This is a genomic window from Streptosporangium becharense, assembly GCF_014204985.1.
GTDB classification, from domain to species: Bacteria; Actinomycetota; Actinomycetes; order Streptosporangiales; family Streptosporangiaceae; genus Streptosporangium; species Streptosporangium becharense.
Map to the genome: position 1 here is coordinate 1744240 of NZ_JACHMP010000001.1, position 15359 is coordinate 1759598.

The 15359-nt window shown below is 72.1% G+C and carries 13 protein-coding genes; 5 read left to right on the forward strand and 8 right to left on the reverse strand.

Annotation, left to right across the window (positions count from 1 at the left end; genetic code table 11):
* Positions 1 to 110: 110 nt before the first annotated feature.
* From F4562_RS07465 to F4562_RS07475, 3 genes are all read right to left on the reverse strand, one after another.
* Complete coding sequence (locus tag F4562_RS07465) at positions 111 to 2678, reverse strand: serine/threonine-protein kinase (RefSeq protein WP_184541955.1); 2568 nt, start codon at positions 2676 to 2678, stop codon at positions 111 to 113.
* Positions 2679 to 3259: 581 nt separating this feature from the next.
* Positions 3260 to 3538 carry a PspA-associated protein PspAA gene (pspAA, locus tag F4562_RS07470; protein WP_184541957.1) on the reverse strand — a complete coding sequence of 93 codons (279 nt, stop codon included), beginning with the start codon at positions 3536 to 3538 and terminating at the stop codon, positions 3260 to 3262.
* Positions 3535 to 4371 carry a PspA/IM30 family protein gene (locus F4562_RS07475; protein WP_184541959.1) on the reverse strand — a complete coding sequence of 279 codons (837 nt, stop codon included), beginning with the start codon at positions 4369 to 4371 and terminating at the stop codon, positions 3535 to 3537. The genes pspAA and F4562_RS07475 overlap by 4 nt, the downstream gene beginning before the upstream one ends.
* Positions 4372 to 4518: 147 nt before the next feature.
* Here F4562_RS07475 and F4562_RS07480 point away from each other — a divergent pair, with 147 nt between their 5' ends.
* A complete protein-coding gene (locus F4562_RS07480; protein WP_184541961.1) occupies positions 4519 to 5127 on the forward strand; it encodes a DUF3043 domain-containing protein in 609 nt (202 codons plus the stop codon).
* A 192-nt stretch (positions 5128 to 5319) separates the two neighbouring features.
* On the opposite strand, the gene F4562_RS35700 is transcribed toward F4562_RS07480, so the two are convergent.
* A complete protein-coding gene (locus F4562_RS35700; RefSeq protein WP_184854766.1) occupies positions 5320 to 6180 on the reverse strand; it encodes an SMI1/KNR4 family protein in 861 nt (286 codons plus the stop codon).
* A gap of 697 nt (positions 6181 to 6877) precedes the next feature.
* Between F4562_RS35700 and F4562_RS07490 the strand changes: the two genes are divergently transcribed.
* Complete coding sequence (locus tag F4562_RS07490) at positions 6878 to 7876, forward strand: aldo/keto reductase family protein (RefSeq protein WP_184541965.1); 999 nt, start codon at positions 6878 to 6880, stop codon at positions 7874 to 7876.
* A gap of 199 nt (positions 7877 to 8075) precedes the next feature.
* Here F4562_RS07490 and F4562_RS07495 read toward each other — a convergent pair whose 3' ends face one another.
* Positions 8076 to 8282, reverse strand: coding sequence for a hypothetical protein (locus F4562_RS07495; RefSeq protein WP_184541967.1), 207 nt, complete (start codon positions 8280 to 8282; stop codon positions 8076 to 8078).
* 192 nt (positions 8283 to 8474) lie between these two features.
* Between F4562_RS07495 and F4562_RS07500 the strand changes: the two genes are divergently transcribed.
* Both F4562_RS07500 and F4562_RS07505 read left to right on the forward strand, forming a co-directional pair.
* Positions 8475 to 9614 carry a bifunctional adenosylcobinamide kinase/adenosylcobinamide-phosphate guanylyltransferase gene (locus tag F4562_RS07500; RefSeq protein ID WP_184541969.1) on the forward strand — a complete coding sequence of 380 codons (1140 nt, stop codon included), beginning with the start codon at positions 8475 to 8477 and terminating at the stop codon, positions 9612 to 9614.
* Positions 9615 to 9922: 308 nt separating this feature from the next.
* Positions 9923 to 10885, forward strand: coding sequence for an adenosylcobinamide-GDP ribazoletransferase (locus F4562_RS07505; RefSeq protein ID WP_311734012.1), 963 nt, complete (start codon positions 9923 to 9925; stop codon positions 10883 to 10885).
* 203 nt (positions 10886 to 11088) lie between these two features.
* On the opposite strand, the gene F4562_RS07510 is transcribed toward F4562_RS07505, so the two are convergent.
* From F4562_RS07510 to F4562_RS07520, 3 genes are all read right to left on the reverse strand, one after another.
* On the reverse strand, positions 11089 to 12012 hold the full coding sequence (locus F4562_RS07510; RefSeq protein WP_184541972.1) for a CPBP family intramembrane glutamic endopeptidase: 924 nt from the start codon (positions 12010 to 12012) through the stop codon (positions 11089 to 11091).
* A gap of 177 nt (positions 12013 to 12189) precedes the next feature.
* The gene (locus F4562_RS07515) at positions 12190 to 13188 is read right to left on the reverse strand and encodes a DUF1648 domain-containing protein (protein ID WP_184541974.1); all 999 of its coding nucleotides are present in this window, start codon (positions 13186 to 13188) and stop codon (positions 12190 to 12192) included.
* 38 nt (positions 13189 to 13226) lie between these two features.
* Positions 13227 to 13574, reverse strand: coding sequence for a GntR family transcriptional regulator (locus F4562_RS07520; RefSeq protein WP_184541976.1), 348 nt, complete (start codon positions 13572 to 13574; stop codon positions 13227 to 13229).
* A 91-nt stretch (positions 13575 to 13665) separates the two neighbouring features.
* On the opposite strand from F4562_RS07520, the gene F4562_RS07525 reads away from it, so the two are divergent.
* Positions 13666 to 15198, forward strand: coding sequence for a leucyl aminopeptidase (locus tag F4562_RS07525; RefSeq protein ID WP_184541978.1), 1533 nt, complete (start codon positions 13666 to 13668; stop codon positions 15196 to 15198).
* Positions 15199 to 15359: the final 161 nt, after the last annotated feature.

Below are 15359 nucleotides of genomic sequence, written 5' to 3' on the forward strand. Positions count from 1 at the left end.
AACCACATGGCAGCACGGGGCGGCGGCCCGGCCGGGGAGCCGCCCGCGTGACCTGCCGTGTCTTGATCGGACTACGGGCCGTACGTTGATCTTCCGGCCGGACCGCCCGGTCAGCCGTTCCGGGTGAAGATCATGAACTGCTTCTCGTACACCTGGGCCTTGGTGGTGGCCATCACCCGTTGCACCTTGCCCTTCAGGTCGAACACCACGGCCTCGTAGCCGGAGCCCTTCCGCCGCCAGCCGGCGATGTGCTTGTCGTCGTACCAGCCGATGAGCCGGTCGGTCTCGAACGGGATCCGGGCCTGCGCGGGGCCTTCGGAGGTGACCGACCAGACGCAGATCTCCTTCGTGGTCCCCTTGCAGTAGGTCACGATCGACGAGCCCGACGGTGAGACGTCGTAGCCCTCGACGGCGACGGGTGAGCCCACGTCGAGCAGAGTCTGGAGGATGGTGCCCTCCAGGTCGTAGAAGCGGATGCGCTGGGTCTTCTCGGTGAGCACCCAGCTACCGACCGCCCGGCCGTCGCTGCGCCAGAAGTAGGACCACTCGCTCGCGTCCGCCTGGTTGATCCGGACGAGCTTGGCCTTCTTCGCCGCGATGTCGATGACGGCGAAGCCGTACGGCTTGAATTCGTTCTCGCCGGCCGCCTCGGTGAGGGTGACCAGACCGAACTTGCCGTCCGGCGACCACTGCGGCAGGCGCGGGAAGATCGGCGACTTGGTGATCCTGATCTTGCTCGCCGCACCGGTCTGCTGGTCGACGACCGAGACGATCCAGTAACCGGCCGAGTCGAACTGCCTGTCGATGGCCAGCGCCTGGGTGTCGGCGACGTTGGGCACGTACTCGAAGTACTTGTCGTTCTTGGTGAACTGGTCCGTGCCGGGTTTGCGGATGTAGAGGGTCTCGCCGTTGTCGATGCTGTACGAGGTCAGCCGGATCGGGTCGAGGTCGCTCTCGTAGAACGTGACCGCACCGCCGGGCAGCTTGATCTCGTTGCTCGCCGCGGGGACCGACGCGGCCTTGGGGGTCGGCGTCGCGGTGCCGGAGCTGTCGGACCCGCCCGCCCGGGTGTCCGACGAACCGCTGTTCAGCACCGCCACGACGCCCGCGATCACGAGGATGGTCGCGGCGACGCCGGCCGCGACGGCGAGCCACGGCCCGCGCTTCTTGACCGGCGCGGCCTGCGGCGGGTACGCCGGACCCCTCTGGACCCCCTGGTGCACCGCACTGGAGGGGAAGGTCGGGCCGTTGCCGTAGGTCTGGTGCGCGGGGCCGACCGGGTGCCCCTGCTGCGGCGGGAAGTTGCCGGTGACACCATGCCCCTGCTGCGGCGGGTAACCGGCGGTGGTGGCGTAACCACTCTGCGGCGGGAAGTTCCCCGTGGTGCCGTGACCGGGCTGCGGGGGATACCCGGCGGTGGCGTAACCACTCTGCGGCGGGAAGTTCCCGGTGGTGCCGTGACCGGGCTGCGGCGGGAAGTTCCCGGTGACACCATGCCCCTGCTGCGGCGGGTAGCCGCGGGGGTCGGACTGCGAGGCGTATCCCGTCTGCCCGCCGCCGTGAGGGCCGAAACCGTCCGGCCGGGCGTAACCCTGCGGCCCGGTCTGCATCGGGTAGCCGCCGGTGCCGGGCTGCTGCGGGGGGCCGTACGGCTCGGCCGCGTGCGGATATCCGCCGGTGGACGCCCCGCCATACCAGGTGCGGTCGGCGACCTCTGGCGGGTTCGGGCTGAACGGCGCGCCGCCCGGCATGGTGCCGGGCGGGTATCCGCCCGGACCGGGACCGGTGTACTGGGCCGCCACAGCCGACCCCTCGGCGAGGATGCCCTGCGGCGCGGCCGGCAGCGCCGAACCGGTGCTCGCCCCGGTGGCGTGGCCGAGCAGCCGCATCAGCGCCTCGCCCGCGGTGGGCCGCTGGGCCGGATCCTTGGCCAGGCACTGCCCGACCAGCTCGCGCAGCGCCGGATCGGTGATGGCCGACAGGTCCGGGGTCAGGTTCATGATCCGGTTGAAGATGGCCGGCAGGCTGTCGGTGCCGAACGGCGGCGACCCGGTGGCCGCGAACACCATGGTGCAGCCCCAGGCGAACATGTCGGCCGGCGACCCGGCGTTCTTCCCCTCCAACTGCTCGGGGGTCATGTAGGCGGGCGTGCCGATCGCCATCGCGGTCAGCGTCGAGGTGCGGTCCAGGGCCTTGGCGATACCGAAGTCGATCACGCGGGGGCCGTCGGGGGCCAGCAGCACATTGGTCGGCTTGAAGTCGCGGTGCACGATCTCGGCCTGGTGGATGGCCACCAGCGCGGTGACGGTGCCGATGGCCAGCCGGTGCAGCGCGGCGCCTTCACGCGGGCCCTCGCCGGTCACCACCTCGTGCAGCGTCGGCCCGTCGATGAACTCGCTGACGATGTAGGGGCGTTCGTGCTCCACGCCGGTGTCGAGCACCGCGGCGGTGCAGAACGGGGAGACCCGCCGGGTGGTGCTGACCTCGCGGACGAAGCGTTCCATGGCCTCGGCGTCCTGGGTGAGGTCGGCGCGCAGCAGCTTGACCGCGACGCGGGCTCCGGTGGGGGACTCGCCGAGGTAGACCGTTCCCTGGCCGCCCTCGCCAAGCCGTGCGGTGAGACGGTACTCCCGTACGTACTCGGGATCCCCAGGTCGCAAGGACGCGAGGTCCGCCATGACCACACCCTCTCCTTGATGGATTCCTGGGACCATTGTGAGGGCAAAGAATCACAGGACGTGCATGAACCGACAAGTCGGACGGTCACAAAATGGCACATTCGACGGTTTTTCCCGCAGAAAGCCCCAGGTCAAAGATCAGATGAGCGGGAAACGGCACCACGGCCGCGCTTCGGACCGCCGCCTTCCACGCCCCGTACACCACCGGCCCATTTACATACGCGCCGCACCTGAATTGCGAAGAAGCCACCCGGGGAAGAAGCCCCCCGGCCGACCCCGTCCCACCTGCCGGGAGCGGACTGCCGGGGGCGGAAATCCGGACACACAGCCGGACGCCGTCGACGGGAACCGGACGCGGGAATGGACGCCGTCGACGGGGAACCGGACGCATCGGCGACACCGGCGACGGGGGGCGGACGGCGGGGACACCGCACGACCCGGCAGGGGGAGAACGCACTGCGCGGCGTGACCCCGCGTGAGGACGCGGGGTGAACGCCGTACCCCCGATCGGCCCTGAACCGGGCCTGTGCCGTGCGGCCCGGGTTCACTCCACGCCCCGGGCCTACGCGATGGCATCCGGACTAACCGGGGATCAGCCCTTCGTCACCGAGCATCTCCCGCACCTCGTCCATCGAGGCGTCGGCCGGCGGCAGGATCAGCTCGGAGGACGCCAGGCTGTCGTCCGGCAGTGCCTTGCCCACGTGGCGCACCTTGTCGAGCAGGGCGTGCAGCCGCTCGCGGAAGGCCTCCTCCTCGCCCGCCTCGATGGCCGCCTCCAGCTCGCCGTCGAGGGCGTTCAGCACGTCGAGATCGTCCTGCCCGATCTCGACCTGCCCCTCCCCCATGATGCGGACGATCACAGGCCCTCCCCTTGCTGACGGTACTGCTGGGTGGGGTTCGACGGAGCCTGGTGCGGCTGCTGCTGGGGCTGCTGCTGCGGCTGCTGCTGAGGGTAGGCCGGACCGGGCTCGATGGCGCCCTGCGGCGCGGGCCCCTGGCCGAGCTCGGCCTTCATCCGGGCGATCTCCAGCTCGACGTCCCGGCCGCCGCCCATGCGGTCGAGCTCGGCCTGGATGTCGTCGCCGCGGTGCCCGCTGAAGTCGTCGAGCGCACCGCTGGCCAGCAGTTCGTCGATGGCACCCGCACGGGCCTGCATGGCGGCCGTCTTGTCTTCGGCGCGCTGGATCGCCAGGCCGACGTCACCCATCTCCTCGGAGATGCCGGAGAACGCCTCGTTGATCCGCGTCTGTGCCTCGGCCGCGGTGTAGGTCGCCTTGATCGTCTCCTTGCGGGTGCGGAAGGAGTCGACCTTGGCCTGCAAGCGGTGGGAGGCCGTGGTGAGCTTCTCCTCCTCGGCCTGCAGGTTGTCATGCTGTACGCGCAGGTCGGCGATCTGGGTCTGCAGTCCGCTCCGGCGGGTCAGGGCCTCTCGGGCGAGGTCCTCCCGGCCGACACCGAGCGCCTTGCGCCCCTGGTCCTCAAGCTTGCGCGACTGGGCCTCAAGCTGGTTGATCTGGAGCTCCACCCGCTTGCGCGAGGTGGCGACATCGGCCACGCCCCGACGTACCTTCTGCAACAGCTCCAGCTGACGCTGATAGGAGTAGTCAAGGGTTTCGCGAGGATCTTCCATCTTGTCCAACGCGTTGTTCGCCTTGGACCTGAAGATCAGCGAAAGTCTCTTCATCACGCTCATGCGCGTCGGCCGTCCCCTTCTTCACGTGCGCTTCGGACCACCCCGAGCGATTCCAGCCCCCGAAAAAGCGCCGGAGCCACCATAGGGTTCACCCTACGCATAACGAGCGGGGGCGTCACTAAGTTGCACTCCCGGTAGGCTGACGCTGTGTTCCGACGTACCCAGACCACCGCGGACGACTCCCCCACCTCCGCTAACGATCCTAAGCCCGTGGGCAAGGGGCGTCCCACACCCAAGCGGCGGGACGCCGAGGGCCGTCGCCGTCAGCCGGTGAACGCCCCGCAGAACCGCAAGGAGGCCTACCGGCAGCTCCGCGAGCGCCAGGCCCAGGAGCGCGTCAAGGCGCGCGAGGGCATGCTCCGCGGCGACGAGCGCTACTTCCCGGCCCGCGACCGGGGGCCCGCCAGGAAGTTCGCACGCGACTGGGTCGACTCGCGCCGCATCGTCAGCCAGTACTTCCTGCCGTTCTCGATCCTCATCCTGCTGCTCACCTGGATTCCCTTCCCGGTGCAGATCCGCGGCTACGTCTACCTGGCGGTCATCACGATCGGCTGGCCCGTCATGATGGTCGGCGTGCTGCTCACCTCGGTGTGGGTGTCGTGGAAGGTCAAGAAGCTCGTGGCCGAGAAGTTCCCCGGTGAGAACACCAGGGGCGTCGGCTTCTACGCGGCCATGCGCGCGCTGCAGATCCGTAAGCTGCGTTTCCCGCCCCCGGCCGTGCTCCCGGGAGGCAAGCCCGTCCCGCCGAAGAACTGAGGCAGTCCACCGGTCCCCGGAGCCTTTCCCGGGGACCGTGTGAGTTTCACCGAGACCCCGTCCCTCCTGTCACGGAGCGGCGGGGTCTCGTGCGTCCCGGAGACCGCGGTGATCGCCCGGCCCGTCCGGGACAGCGATGGCCGGCCCATGCCGCCAGGACGGCGTGGCCGGCCTGATGCGTCCGGACCGCGGTCAGGAGGCCCTGGTGAGGTCCCACCTGAGTTCGCCGCCGGTGGCGCCGGGCTTCCAGTCCCCCACCGGCCCGCCCGTCTCGAGGGCGTCGGCCGTCGCCTTCAGCAGGGCGTAATAGGAGCGGATCGGGGTCTCACCGGACGTGAGGCTCATGACTCCCCCGTCGCGGCCCGCCCTCCCCACATCGCGCCTGAACGAGTCGATCACCAGGTGGCCGCCACTCCCGTCGGCACCGAACGGGATCATCCGCCCGTGCCACCGTTCCCCGTGTGCTCCGTCTCCTGGCTGACCGTTCTTCACCTCGTCGTGCACCCCGCACAGCTGCCGCCAGGTGTCGCGGATCCCGCGGACGCTCAGGTTCACCTTCCCCAGGAAGCCGAACCCACGAGCGGACGCGGTGGGGACCGCCCCGTCGTGACGGAGCAGCGAGGCGCGCAGATCATCGGGGAAGCGCACACCCATCTGCGCCTCGGCGATCGCGATCGTCCGGGCCCTGCCGGGCCTGCCCAGGGTCCGGCGGCTCTCGGGGGCATTGACCCGCAGCCACCGCTCGATCCGCCGCCACTGCCGGTTCACCGCCCGGGTGACCTTCGGACTGACCGGCCGCACCCTCGGCGTGCCGACACGCGGATGACAGTACTCGTCACGGACCAGACCGGCCTCCACGGTGTCCCGGTTCGTCTCCGCGGTGCTCCGGGTCGGCTGCGGAGTGGAGCCGGCCACCCGCGTCCCCGCGTCCCCGAAGGGAGGCACGATCTCCAGCAGTTGGGTTCCGAAGATCAGCGCGCACACCCCCAGCCCGACCGCGCCCCAGCGGAGCACGCGACGCCGGACGGCCCGGCGTGAGGATCCCCGCGCCACGGTTCCGGCGACGTTCCCCGGGGCCGTGGAGGACTCAGAGGCCGTGGAGGACTCAGAGGCCGTGGAGGCGTCACGTTCGAGGGCACCGGCGGAAGCACCCGGGGCGGCGGAAGCCGGAACAGCCGCGACAGAAGCTGCGACGTCCGAGACGGGAACGTCGTCCGGCACGGTGAAGGCGGAAACGGCCGGAACAGGGGGGGCGGTGTCCGGTGTGGAAGCCGGTGTCCACTCCGTCGCGGGCCGCCGCCGGGCATCGGTCCCGGCTGCCCCGCGGTTCACGGTCACGGCCCCGCGCTTGCCGGTCACGGCCCCGCGGTTCACGGTCATGGTCCTGCGGTTCGCAGTCCCCGTCCCGCGGCTCCCGGTCCCCGCTCCACCGGTCCCGGTCCTGCGGATCACGATCCTGCGCTCTCCGCCGGCCCTCACTCCGGAGATGCCACCGGCCCCGGTCGCGTTCCCCGCGCCGGTCGTGCTTGCGGTACCGGTACCGGACCGGGGGACTGCCGACGGCCCCTCACCGGGTGAAGCCGTCCGGAGACCGTACGGCCGCCGGCGCAGGCGCGCGACGGCCACGACGATCGCCGCCGCCGCTACGGCGGCGAGCGTGAACCGGAACCAACGAGAGGTGATCAACCGCGACACGCCGGGCAGAGTATCCCGAATCGGCCCACGCCATGGCACCTACTAGGGTCGAACCATGGAATTCCGTCACCTTGGCCGCAGCGGTCTCATGGTCAGCGAGATCAGCTACGGCAACTGGATCACCCACGGTTCCCAGGTCGAGGAGGACGCCGCCAAAGAGTGCGTGCGGGCGGCGCTGGATGAGGGAATCACCACCTTCGACACCGCCGACGTGTACGCGGGCACCAAGGCGGAGGAGGTTCTCGGCCGCGCGCTGAAGGGGGTCCGCCGGGAGTCTCTGGAGATTTTCACCAAGGTCTACTGGCCGACCGGTCCCGGCCCCAACGACCGCGGCCTGTCACGTAAGCACATCACCGAGTCCATCCACGGCTCCCTGCGGCGCCTGCAGACCGACTACGTCGACCTGTACCAGGCCCACCGCTTCGACCACGAGACACCGCTGGAGGAGACTCTCAAGACCTTCGACGATCTCGTACGGCAGGGCAAGGTCCTCTACGTCGGCGTCAGCGAGTGGAACGCCGAGCAGATCTCCCGGGCGTTGAAGATCGCCGACGAGATGGGGTTCGACCGCCTAGTCTCCAACCAGCCGCAGTACTCGATGCTGTGGCGGGTCATCGAGAGCCAGGTCGTGCCGCTCTGCCAGGAGGAGGGCGTCAGCCAGATCGTCTGGTCGCCGATCGCCCAGGGTGTGCTCACCGGTAAGTATCTGCCCGGTCAGCCCCCGCCCTCGGGTTCCCGGGCCACCGACCCCTCCGGGAGCGGCTTCATCTCCCGGATGCTCGACGACGACGTGCTCACCCGGGTCCAGGAGCTCAAGCCGATCGCCGACGAGCTCGGCCTGACCATGGCCCAGCTCGCCGTCGCCTGGGTGCTGCAGAACCCCAACGTGGCCTCGGCGATCATCGGAGCGAGCAGGCCCGAGCAGGTGCGCGACAACGTCAAGGCATCCGGTGTGAAGCTGGACGCCGAGGTGCTGAAGAGGATCGACGACATCCTCGACCCGGTCGTCGAGCGCGACCCGGCCAAGACCGTCAGCCCGCCGAAGCGCCCCTGACCTCCGCCTTCGGCGCCGAGACGGCCGCCCGGCCGCGGGGTCCGCAGACGGCCACCCGGCTACGGGAGCCGCCGGACGAGCGACCGGCCGCAGGGTCCCTCGGATCACGGGACGGTCGCCCGGCCGCGGAGGCCGTCGGATCACGGGACGGCCACCGGGTCGTCACCCGGCGGCCGTCACCGGCAGGGCCGGGAGGATGTCACTCCGCGCGCAGCGACATGCTCTCGTACTCGACGCGGTCGCCCTCCAGCAGGGTGACCGCGTCGACTCCGGCGGCCAGCAGTTCCCGCCAGCTCTCACCGAGCCACGACTCGGCGTCGGCCTGGCTCGGGAACGTGTCCGACGGCGAGACACCATCGGTGACCTCGCCGCCGTTCGCGTTTTCGTAACGCCAGTGCCACGTCATGCCATGCGCTCCTTTCGCGGGTCCTGCCGGTGCCCCTCGACAGCTCAGCGAACCCTACCTCTCCGAGGCGGCCGAGGACGGTGAAGGGAGGCCGTTCGCCCGGACCCGCCGCGCCGCCGGACGCGTGAGGATCCTGCGTGACCTTCGGACAGGCCCGTCCGGCCGTCCCGCCGCCCGGCGTACGCTGCCGGGGTGAAAGTCCTGATCTCCGGTACGGCGGGTGCGGGCGGGTGGCCGTCCCCGGGCTGCGAGTGCGCCTCCTGCGGCCGGCTCGACCCCGGCCACCGCCGTCCCACCTCGGTCGTCCTGAGCGGCTCCGTGCGTCTCCCGCCCACCGGCCCGTTCCCCTCCGGTCACCGGGCCTCATCCGGTCCTGACGGACTCACCGTGACCACCCCCGGCGGCCGTCGCGTCCTGTACGCCGCCCCACTCCGCTCCCCCGTCCCGCAGGACGGGCCCGCCACCCCGCAGGACGGTCTCCTCCTCCCGTGCGGCGGAGAGGACGGCAGGCGAGCCCTTCCCTCACCGGACGACCGTCCCACCGGCTCGCGAGGCGGGGAGGACGGCTGCGGCCCGGCGCCGGACCTGGTGCTGGCGGACGTGCTGGAGCGACCGGAGCGTCTGGGAGACCTGCGGCGGCGCGGTCTGGTCGGCCCGCGGACGCACGTGATCGCCGTGGACGTCGACCACCGGGTGCCGACCGAGGCCGAGCTGGCCCGGCGGGCGGCGCTGTGGGGGGTGCGCGTCGTGCCGGACGGCACGGTCGTCGACCTCGGTGAGGCCCCGCCCGCCCCGGCCCCCGTGCCCCGCCGGACCCTGTTGCTCGGTGGCAGCCGTTCCGGCAAGTCCGCCGAGGCCGAGCTGCGGCTGGCGGCCGAACCCGGGGTCCTGTACGTCGCGACCGGGCCGTCGGGCGAGGGCGACCCCGAGTGGCTGCGCCGGATCGAGGCGCACCGGCACCGCAGGCCCGCCCACTGGGGCACGACCGAGACCACCGACCTCGCCGGCCTGCTCCGGTCTGCCACGATCCCGCTGCTGATCGACGGGCTCGGCACCTGGGTGGCCGCGGTGTTCGACGAGTGTGACGCCTGGTCCGGCGAGAACGGCCGGGACGCGGTCGCGGCCCGGTTCGACGAACTGGTCGACGCCTGGCGGCGGGCCCGGGTCCGGGTCGTGGCGGTCTCCGACGAGGTCGGTCTCGGCGTGGTGCCCGCCACCTCCGGCGGCCGGTTGTTCCGCGACGCCCTGGGCCGGTTGAACCAGCGCCTCGCCGGGGAGTCCGAGGACGTCGCCCTCGTCGTGGCCGGCCGCCTCCTTCCCCTCCCGATCTGACTTCTCCGTCTGGCTTCTCCATCCCCCTCCCGGTCTGACCTCCCGGTCTGGCTCCTCCATCCCCCTCCCGGTCTGACCTGCCCATCGTCCCGGCCTGGCCCGACCGTCAGCCCGCCCCACGGCCTGATCCCGCCGCCGACCTCCCTCCGGCCTCCCCCACCGACAGCCCCGCCCCGCTGACGTCCTTGCCACCATCGGCCTCGCCACTGCCACCCTCACCCCGTCGTCGCCCTCACCCCGTCATGGTCCGCTTCCGCCCGGCGCGGGCAGCGCGTTCCCGGTGGGACGGCAGGCTACGATCGTCGATCGTGTCTGGCAGCCAGCCCCCGGAGACCCCGTCGTCGTTCGCCGACGGGGTGCGTCTCGCGATCGGTACGCTCAGCGTCTTCCCGGTCCGGCCGGGGATCGTCGACCGCCGGGCCGGGGGCATCGCGATGGCGGTCGCCCCGATGGTGGGAGCGGCGATCGGAATCTGCGGCGGGCTGGTGCTCGCGGTGGCGATGTGGCTGGGGACGACACCGCTCCTGGCGTCGGTGCTGGCCGTCGCGACCGTGGCGCTGCTGACCCGGGGACTGCACCTGGACGGGTTGGCCGACCTCGCCGACGGGCTGGGCAGCGGCAGACCGGCCGAACGCGCGCTGGAGATCATGAAGCGCTCCGACATCGGCCCGTTCGGTGTGGTGACACTGCTGTTCACCGTGCTGGCGCAGGTGGCGGCCCTGGCGGAGCTCACCGCCACGGGGGCGGGCCCGATCGCGATGGTCACGGCCTGCACGGCCGGGAGGCTGGCTCTCACCTGGGCCTGCCGCACGGGCGTCCCCGCCGCCCGTGCCGACGGGCTCGGCAGAATGGTGGCGGGCACCGTGCGACGGGGTGTCGCGGCGATCGTCACCGCCCTGGTGCTCGCGCTCACCGCGCTCCTGGCCCTGCCCGACCGCGACACGGTCTTCGGCCCGTGGTTGTCCGACTCGTTCGTCCGGTCTCTTCTACTCGGCTGGCTGGAGGACGGTTACCGGATGACCCGGGAGATCGCCGTGTCATCCGCCGCGGAGGCCCCCGGCCCGGTGAGCACCATGCTCCTGCCCTGGACGGGGGTGCCGCAGGCCGTGTGGGGCCTGCCCGCGGCCGTGCTCGCGGGGCTGCTGGCCGCCTGGATGGTACGGCGCAGGGCGGTGCGACGACTCGGTGGTGTCACCGGGGACGTGCTCGGCGCCGTCGTCGAGATCGCCACCGCCATGACGTTGCTGGCGTGTGCCGTCCTCGTGGGCTGACGTCCCCCACAGGCCGTGGCCCAGCCCGACCCGTTCGGCGGTTACGCCCCGGGGCTCGCGCTGACGCCCTGGAGCTCGCGCTGACGCCCCGGGGCTCGCGCTGACGCCCCTCACAAGCTGGCGGTCCCACCCGCCGCCCCCGCGCGGCGACCCGCCCCGCCGCCCGCCTCGGGGAACCGCTCTGACCGCCCGCGCTCGTCCCCTCAGACCTCCTGGGAGACGGGACGCCCGACCGGCTTGATCCTGAACAGCACCACCGTGACCGCCGTGACCAGCACGCAGCCGACCAGCCCGGTGATCCCGGCGACGACCAGGCTGGGCGGTTCGGCTGCGTCGCCGACGAGCAGGACGAGGGCCGCCGAGCCGTTGAGGGAACCGTGACCGATCGCCGCGGGCCAGACGCTGCCGGAGCGGAGACGGGACCAGCCGAGCAGTGCGCCGAAGGCCACGCAGAAGATCATGAACGTCGGGGCGGCCCACGCGCCGAGCTCCGGGTAGTTGTATCCGCGCAAGGTGAGCGGGAAGTGCCACAGCCCCCAGATCAGCCCGGACACCAGCAGCGCCTTCCAGGTGCCCAGCGGCGCCAGCCACGGCAGCAGCCAGCCGCGCCATCCCCACTCCTCGCCGAAGGCAGCGATCGTGTTGATCAGCGGGGCGATCAGGAAGGCCGACGCCACCTGTGCGGCGACCAGCGCCCATGGGTCCAGGGAGATCGCCTGCCCGCCCGAGGCGGCCTCGAGGCTCCGCCGGAACAGGCTGAGACCCTGCAGGTCGACGGAGAGCACCCCGAGGGCGGCGCTGAGCGCGATCGCCGCGATGACCAGCACTGGGGTGCCGAGCCACGCCACGGCGACGAGGGCGACGGTGCGTCCCCGGCGCTCCCCCAGGGTCAGCCCCGTGCTCCGGGCCCACTCTCGCCAGGTCGTCCCGGGCTCGCCGCGTCGTCTGCCGGACAGCCACACGGCGAGAACACCGAGGGCCGGGGTGAACATCATCGCCAGGGCGGCGAGCGTGAGGGTCGGCGAGCCCAGCGGGTGGTCCGCAAGCCAGACGGGAAGGGCGAACAGCCAGGACAGGCCGAACGCGACGAGCAGGAACAGCCACAGCTCGGCTGGACGGCGGGACACGCCATCTCCTCGCATCGGGCATCTCCTTTCACGCGGCTCTCCGCCGCGGGCACGGGAACGGGCAGGGCTCAAGGGGGGCGGGGGCAGGAACCGGCAGGGCTCAGGGTCGAGCGGGGCTCGACGGGGAAACGGGCCGGAGGGTCGGGTACGGAAGCGGTCCGGGAGTGCGGAGCCGGGTCAGTGCCGGGACGCGGAACCGGTGGCGTGCTTGGCGACCAGGGTGTTGAGCAGCGCGGCGCCGCTGTCCGCGTCGTCGACCGAGATGGCGAACCGGCCACCGGAGACGTAACCCACGACGAGGCACTCTCCGCCGCGGAGCATCACCGTGGAGGACCCGGGCAGGCCCCGCATGCCCCAGCCGCCGACCTGGGAGGGGAACAGCTCCTCCGACCAGGCCCGCTCCACCTTGGCGAGCGGGATGCGCCGGCGGGGGAGGCGCAGCGGCCCGTGGGAGACGGACAGGCCGTCGTCGGTGATCTGCACCTGCACGGAGCTGAAGGTCACGCCGACGAGGCCGACGACGAGCGTGATCCCCGCCGGGATCAGGAGCGTGCGGTCGTCGCCGGTCAGGGCGAACACGCACAGCGCCGCGCCCGCGGTCAGGGCGGCCACGCCGACCGCGGTGAGCCAGCCGTTGCGCAGTGAGGAGACCCACACGGCGCGCTGGTCGCCGCGGAGCCGGATCCGGCGCTCCGGGACTCCGGCCGACGGTGACACCTCGTCGGGCCCGGGGCGTGCGACGAGCGCGCCGAGGGCCGCACCGGCGAGCAGTCCCGCGAACGGCACCGCCGCACCCCAGGCGAGGTCGCCTGCCTCCCGCCAGTCGGGGACGTCGAGGTTGGCCCAGACCGTGGCCGCCTGCAGCCCCAGGACGAACAGGCCGCCGCCGCCCAGCATGGCGCCGACCGCCGTGCGACCCGCCCGCCGCCCGAGCACCCGTGCCCGGCCGACGGCCGACGTGCAGGCGGCGATCATGATCGCCGCCCACAGGCCCACCCCGACCAGGAGCGCGACGGCGAACGACGCCGACCGGTCAGGGGCGCCCGACAGCCCCCAGTGGACGGCCACCGGGTCGGGCAGCCGGTCGCGCAGCGCGAACGGGACGGCCACCAACGTGATGGTCACGAGCGCGAACCAGACGGTGGCCATGACAAGAAAACGGCCTCGCAGACCCATAGCGATCTTTCCTTCCGGGGACCGGGCGCCGGGCCCGGTCATGAGAGCTCCCTGATGAGCTCGATGACGTCGTCGTGGCGGTAGCCGTACTGCACCGCCTCGGCGAGCAGAGCGCGCAGCTTCTCCTCGATCACGCTGCGCGGGTCGGGACGGCTGAGGATGCTCACACCGCGGCCGCGGCGGAACTCCAGCACCCCCTCGTCGCGCAGCTCGCGCAGAGCGCGCAGCACGGTGTTGGCGTTGACGCCGAGCGCCGCGGCCATGTCACGGGCGGGCGGAAGCCGGTCGCCCGGAGCGTACGACCCCTCGGCGACGGCGCGCCTGATCGCCTCGGCGACCTGCTCGTGCAGGGGCCGGGGATCGTGGAGATCTAAGGTGAGCAACATGATGCTAGCGACATTAGCACTATTTTCCGCGATGGTGCCACTCCTGATAGCACCATCGGGGCGGCACGATTCGTAGGACGAACCCTCGTTTATGCGTACTGAGCAAGCGGGACTAGCATCGGCCTACGTGACCACTGTGCGGCTGAACCCAACTGACAACGCTGTCTCGTTCGACACCGACGCCCTGGTCGTCGGCGTCCACACCGGACCGGACGGCCTCGTGACCGCCCCGGGGGCCGAGGGCCTCGACGACGCGCTCGGCGGCAGACTCGCGGCGACGCTCGGCAGCGTCGGCGCGAAGGGCCAGGCCGGAGAGGTCTCCAAGATCCCGACCTTCGGCGCGCTGACCGCGCCGCTGCTGGTCGTCGTCGGCCTGGGCGACGCCCCCGAGGGCGACTACGACGCCGAAGCCCTGCGCCGCGCCGCCGGCGCGGCGGTCCGCACCCTGCCGGGCACCGCCCGGGTGGCGCTCGCCCTGCCCGCCGCGAACGCCGAGCAGGCCGGAGCGGTGGCCCTGGGCGGCCTGCTGGGCGCCTACTCCTTCACCAAGTACCGCACCGGCGACGACACGGCCGCCCCGGTGGGCGAGGTGACCGTGCTGAGCCGCGCCGAGGGCGCCGAGGCCACGGTCGGGCGCGCCACCACCCTGGCCGAGTCGGTCTCGCTGGTCCGCGACCTGGTCAACACCCCGCCGTCCGACCTGTGGCCCGCCCGGTTCGCCGAGATCGCCGAGCAGGTGGGCACCGAGGCCGGCCTCGCGGTCGAGGTCCTCGACGAAAAGGGCCTGAAGGAGGGCGGCTACGGCGGCATCCTCGCCGTCGGGCAGGGCTCGGCCAACCCGCCGCGGCTGGTCCGCCTCGCCTACAGCCACCCCGACGCGGCCAAGACGCTCGCGTTCGTCGGCAAGGGCATCACCTTCGACTCGGGCGGCCTGTCGCTCAAGCCGTCGGCCTCGATGGACTGGATGAAGTCCGACATGGGTGGCGCGGGTGCCGTCTTCGGCGCGCTCCTCGCGATCGCCCGGCTGGGCCTGAAGATCAACGCGGTCGGCTACCTCTGCCTGGCCGAGAACATGCCGAGCGGCACCGCGCAGCGTCCCTCCGACGTGTTCACCAGCTTCGCCGGCAAGACGGTCGAGGTGCTCGACACCGACGCCGAGGGCCGCCTGGTGCTGATCGACGGCATCGCCCGCGCCGGCCAGGACGACCCGGACGTCATCGTCGACGTCGCCACCCTCACCGGCGCGCAGATCGTCGCGCTGGGCTGGCGGACGGCGGGCGTCATGGGCAACGACGACGACCTGCGCGACGAGGTCGTCGCCGTGGCCGGCGAGCAGGGCGAGGCCGCCTGGCCCATGCCCCTGCCCGAGGAGCTCCGCAAGGGCCTCGACTCCCCCGTGGCCGACATCGCCAACCTGCACCCCGAGCGTTTCGGCGGGATGCTGACGGCGGCCCTCTTCCTGCGGGAGTTCGTGCCGGAGGGAGTCCGCTGGGCCCACATCGACATGGCCGGTCCCGCCTTCAACAAGGGTGAGGCCCACGGCTACACGCCGAAGGGCGGCACCGGGGCGATCACCCGGACGCTCGTCGGTCTCGCCGAGCGCTATGCGGGCATGACGTCGTAGTCGTCGCCGCGCAAGCGGGTCACATACGACGTAGACAGATGAAAAGATGCGGTTGCCGGGGCCAGGCCGAGAGCGGGCACCGGCGCAGCGTCGAGCCGGACCCGGCCGCGCCATGGATACGATCAAGGATCCGCGAGGCCGGCTCGGGTCCGGGCCGGGCG

What these genes read in the sequence shown, in the direction of transcription:
- F4562_RS07520 (WP_184541976.1), bottom strand. Translation starts at nt 13,574, where the DNA reads ATGTTGCTCACCTTAGATCTCCACGATCCCCGGCCCCTGCACGAGCAG.
- F4562_RS07475 (WP_184541959.1), bottom strand. Translation starts at nt 4,371, where the DNA reads ATGAGCGTGATGAAGAGACTTTCGCTGATCTTCAGGTCCAAGGCGAAC.
- F4562_RS07490 (WP_184541965.1), top strand. Translation starts at nt 6,878, where the DNA reads ATGGAATTCCGTCACCTTGGCCGCAGCGGTCTCATGGTCAGCGAGATC.
- F4562_RS07465 (WP_184541955.1), bottom strand. Translation starts at nt 2,678, where the DNA reads ATGGCGGACCTCGCGTCCTTGCGACCTGGGGATCCCGAGTACGTACGG.
- F4562_RS07495 (WP_184541967.1), bottom strand. Translation starts at nt 8,282, where the DNA reads ATGACGTGGCACTGGCGTTACGAAAACGCGAACGGCGGCGAGGTCACC.
- F4562_RS07525 (WP_184541978.1), top strand. Translation starts at nt 13,666, where the DNA reads ATGCGTACTGAGCAAGCGGGACTAGCATCGGCCTACGTGACCACTGTG.
- F4562_RS07515 (WP_184541974.1), bottom strand. Translation starts at nt 13,188, where the DNA reads ATGGGTCTGCGAGGCCGTTTTCTTGTCATGGCCACCGTCTGGTTCGCG.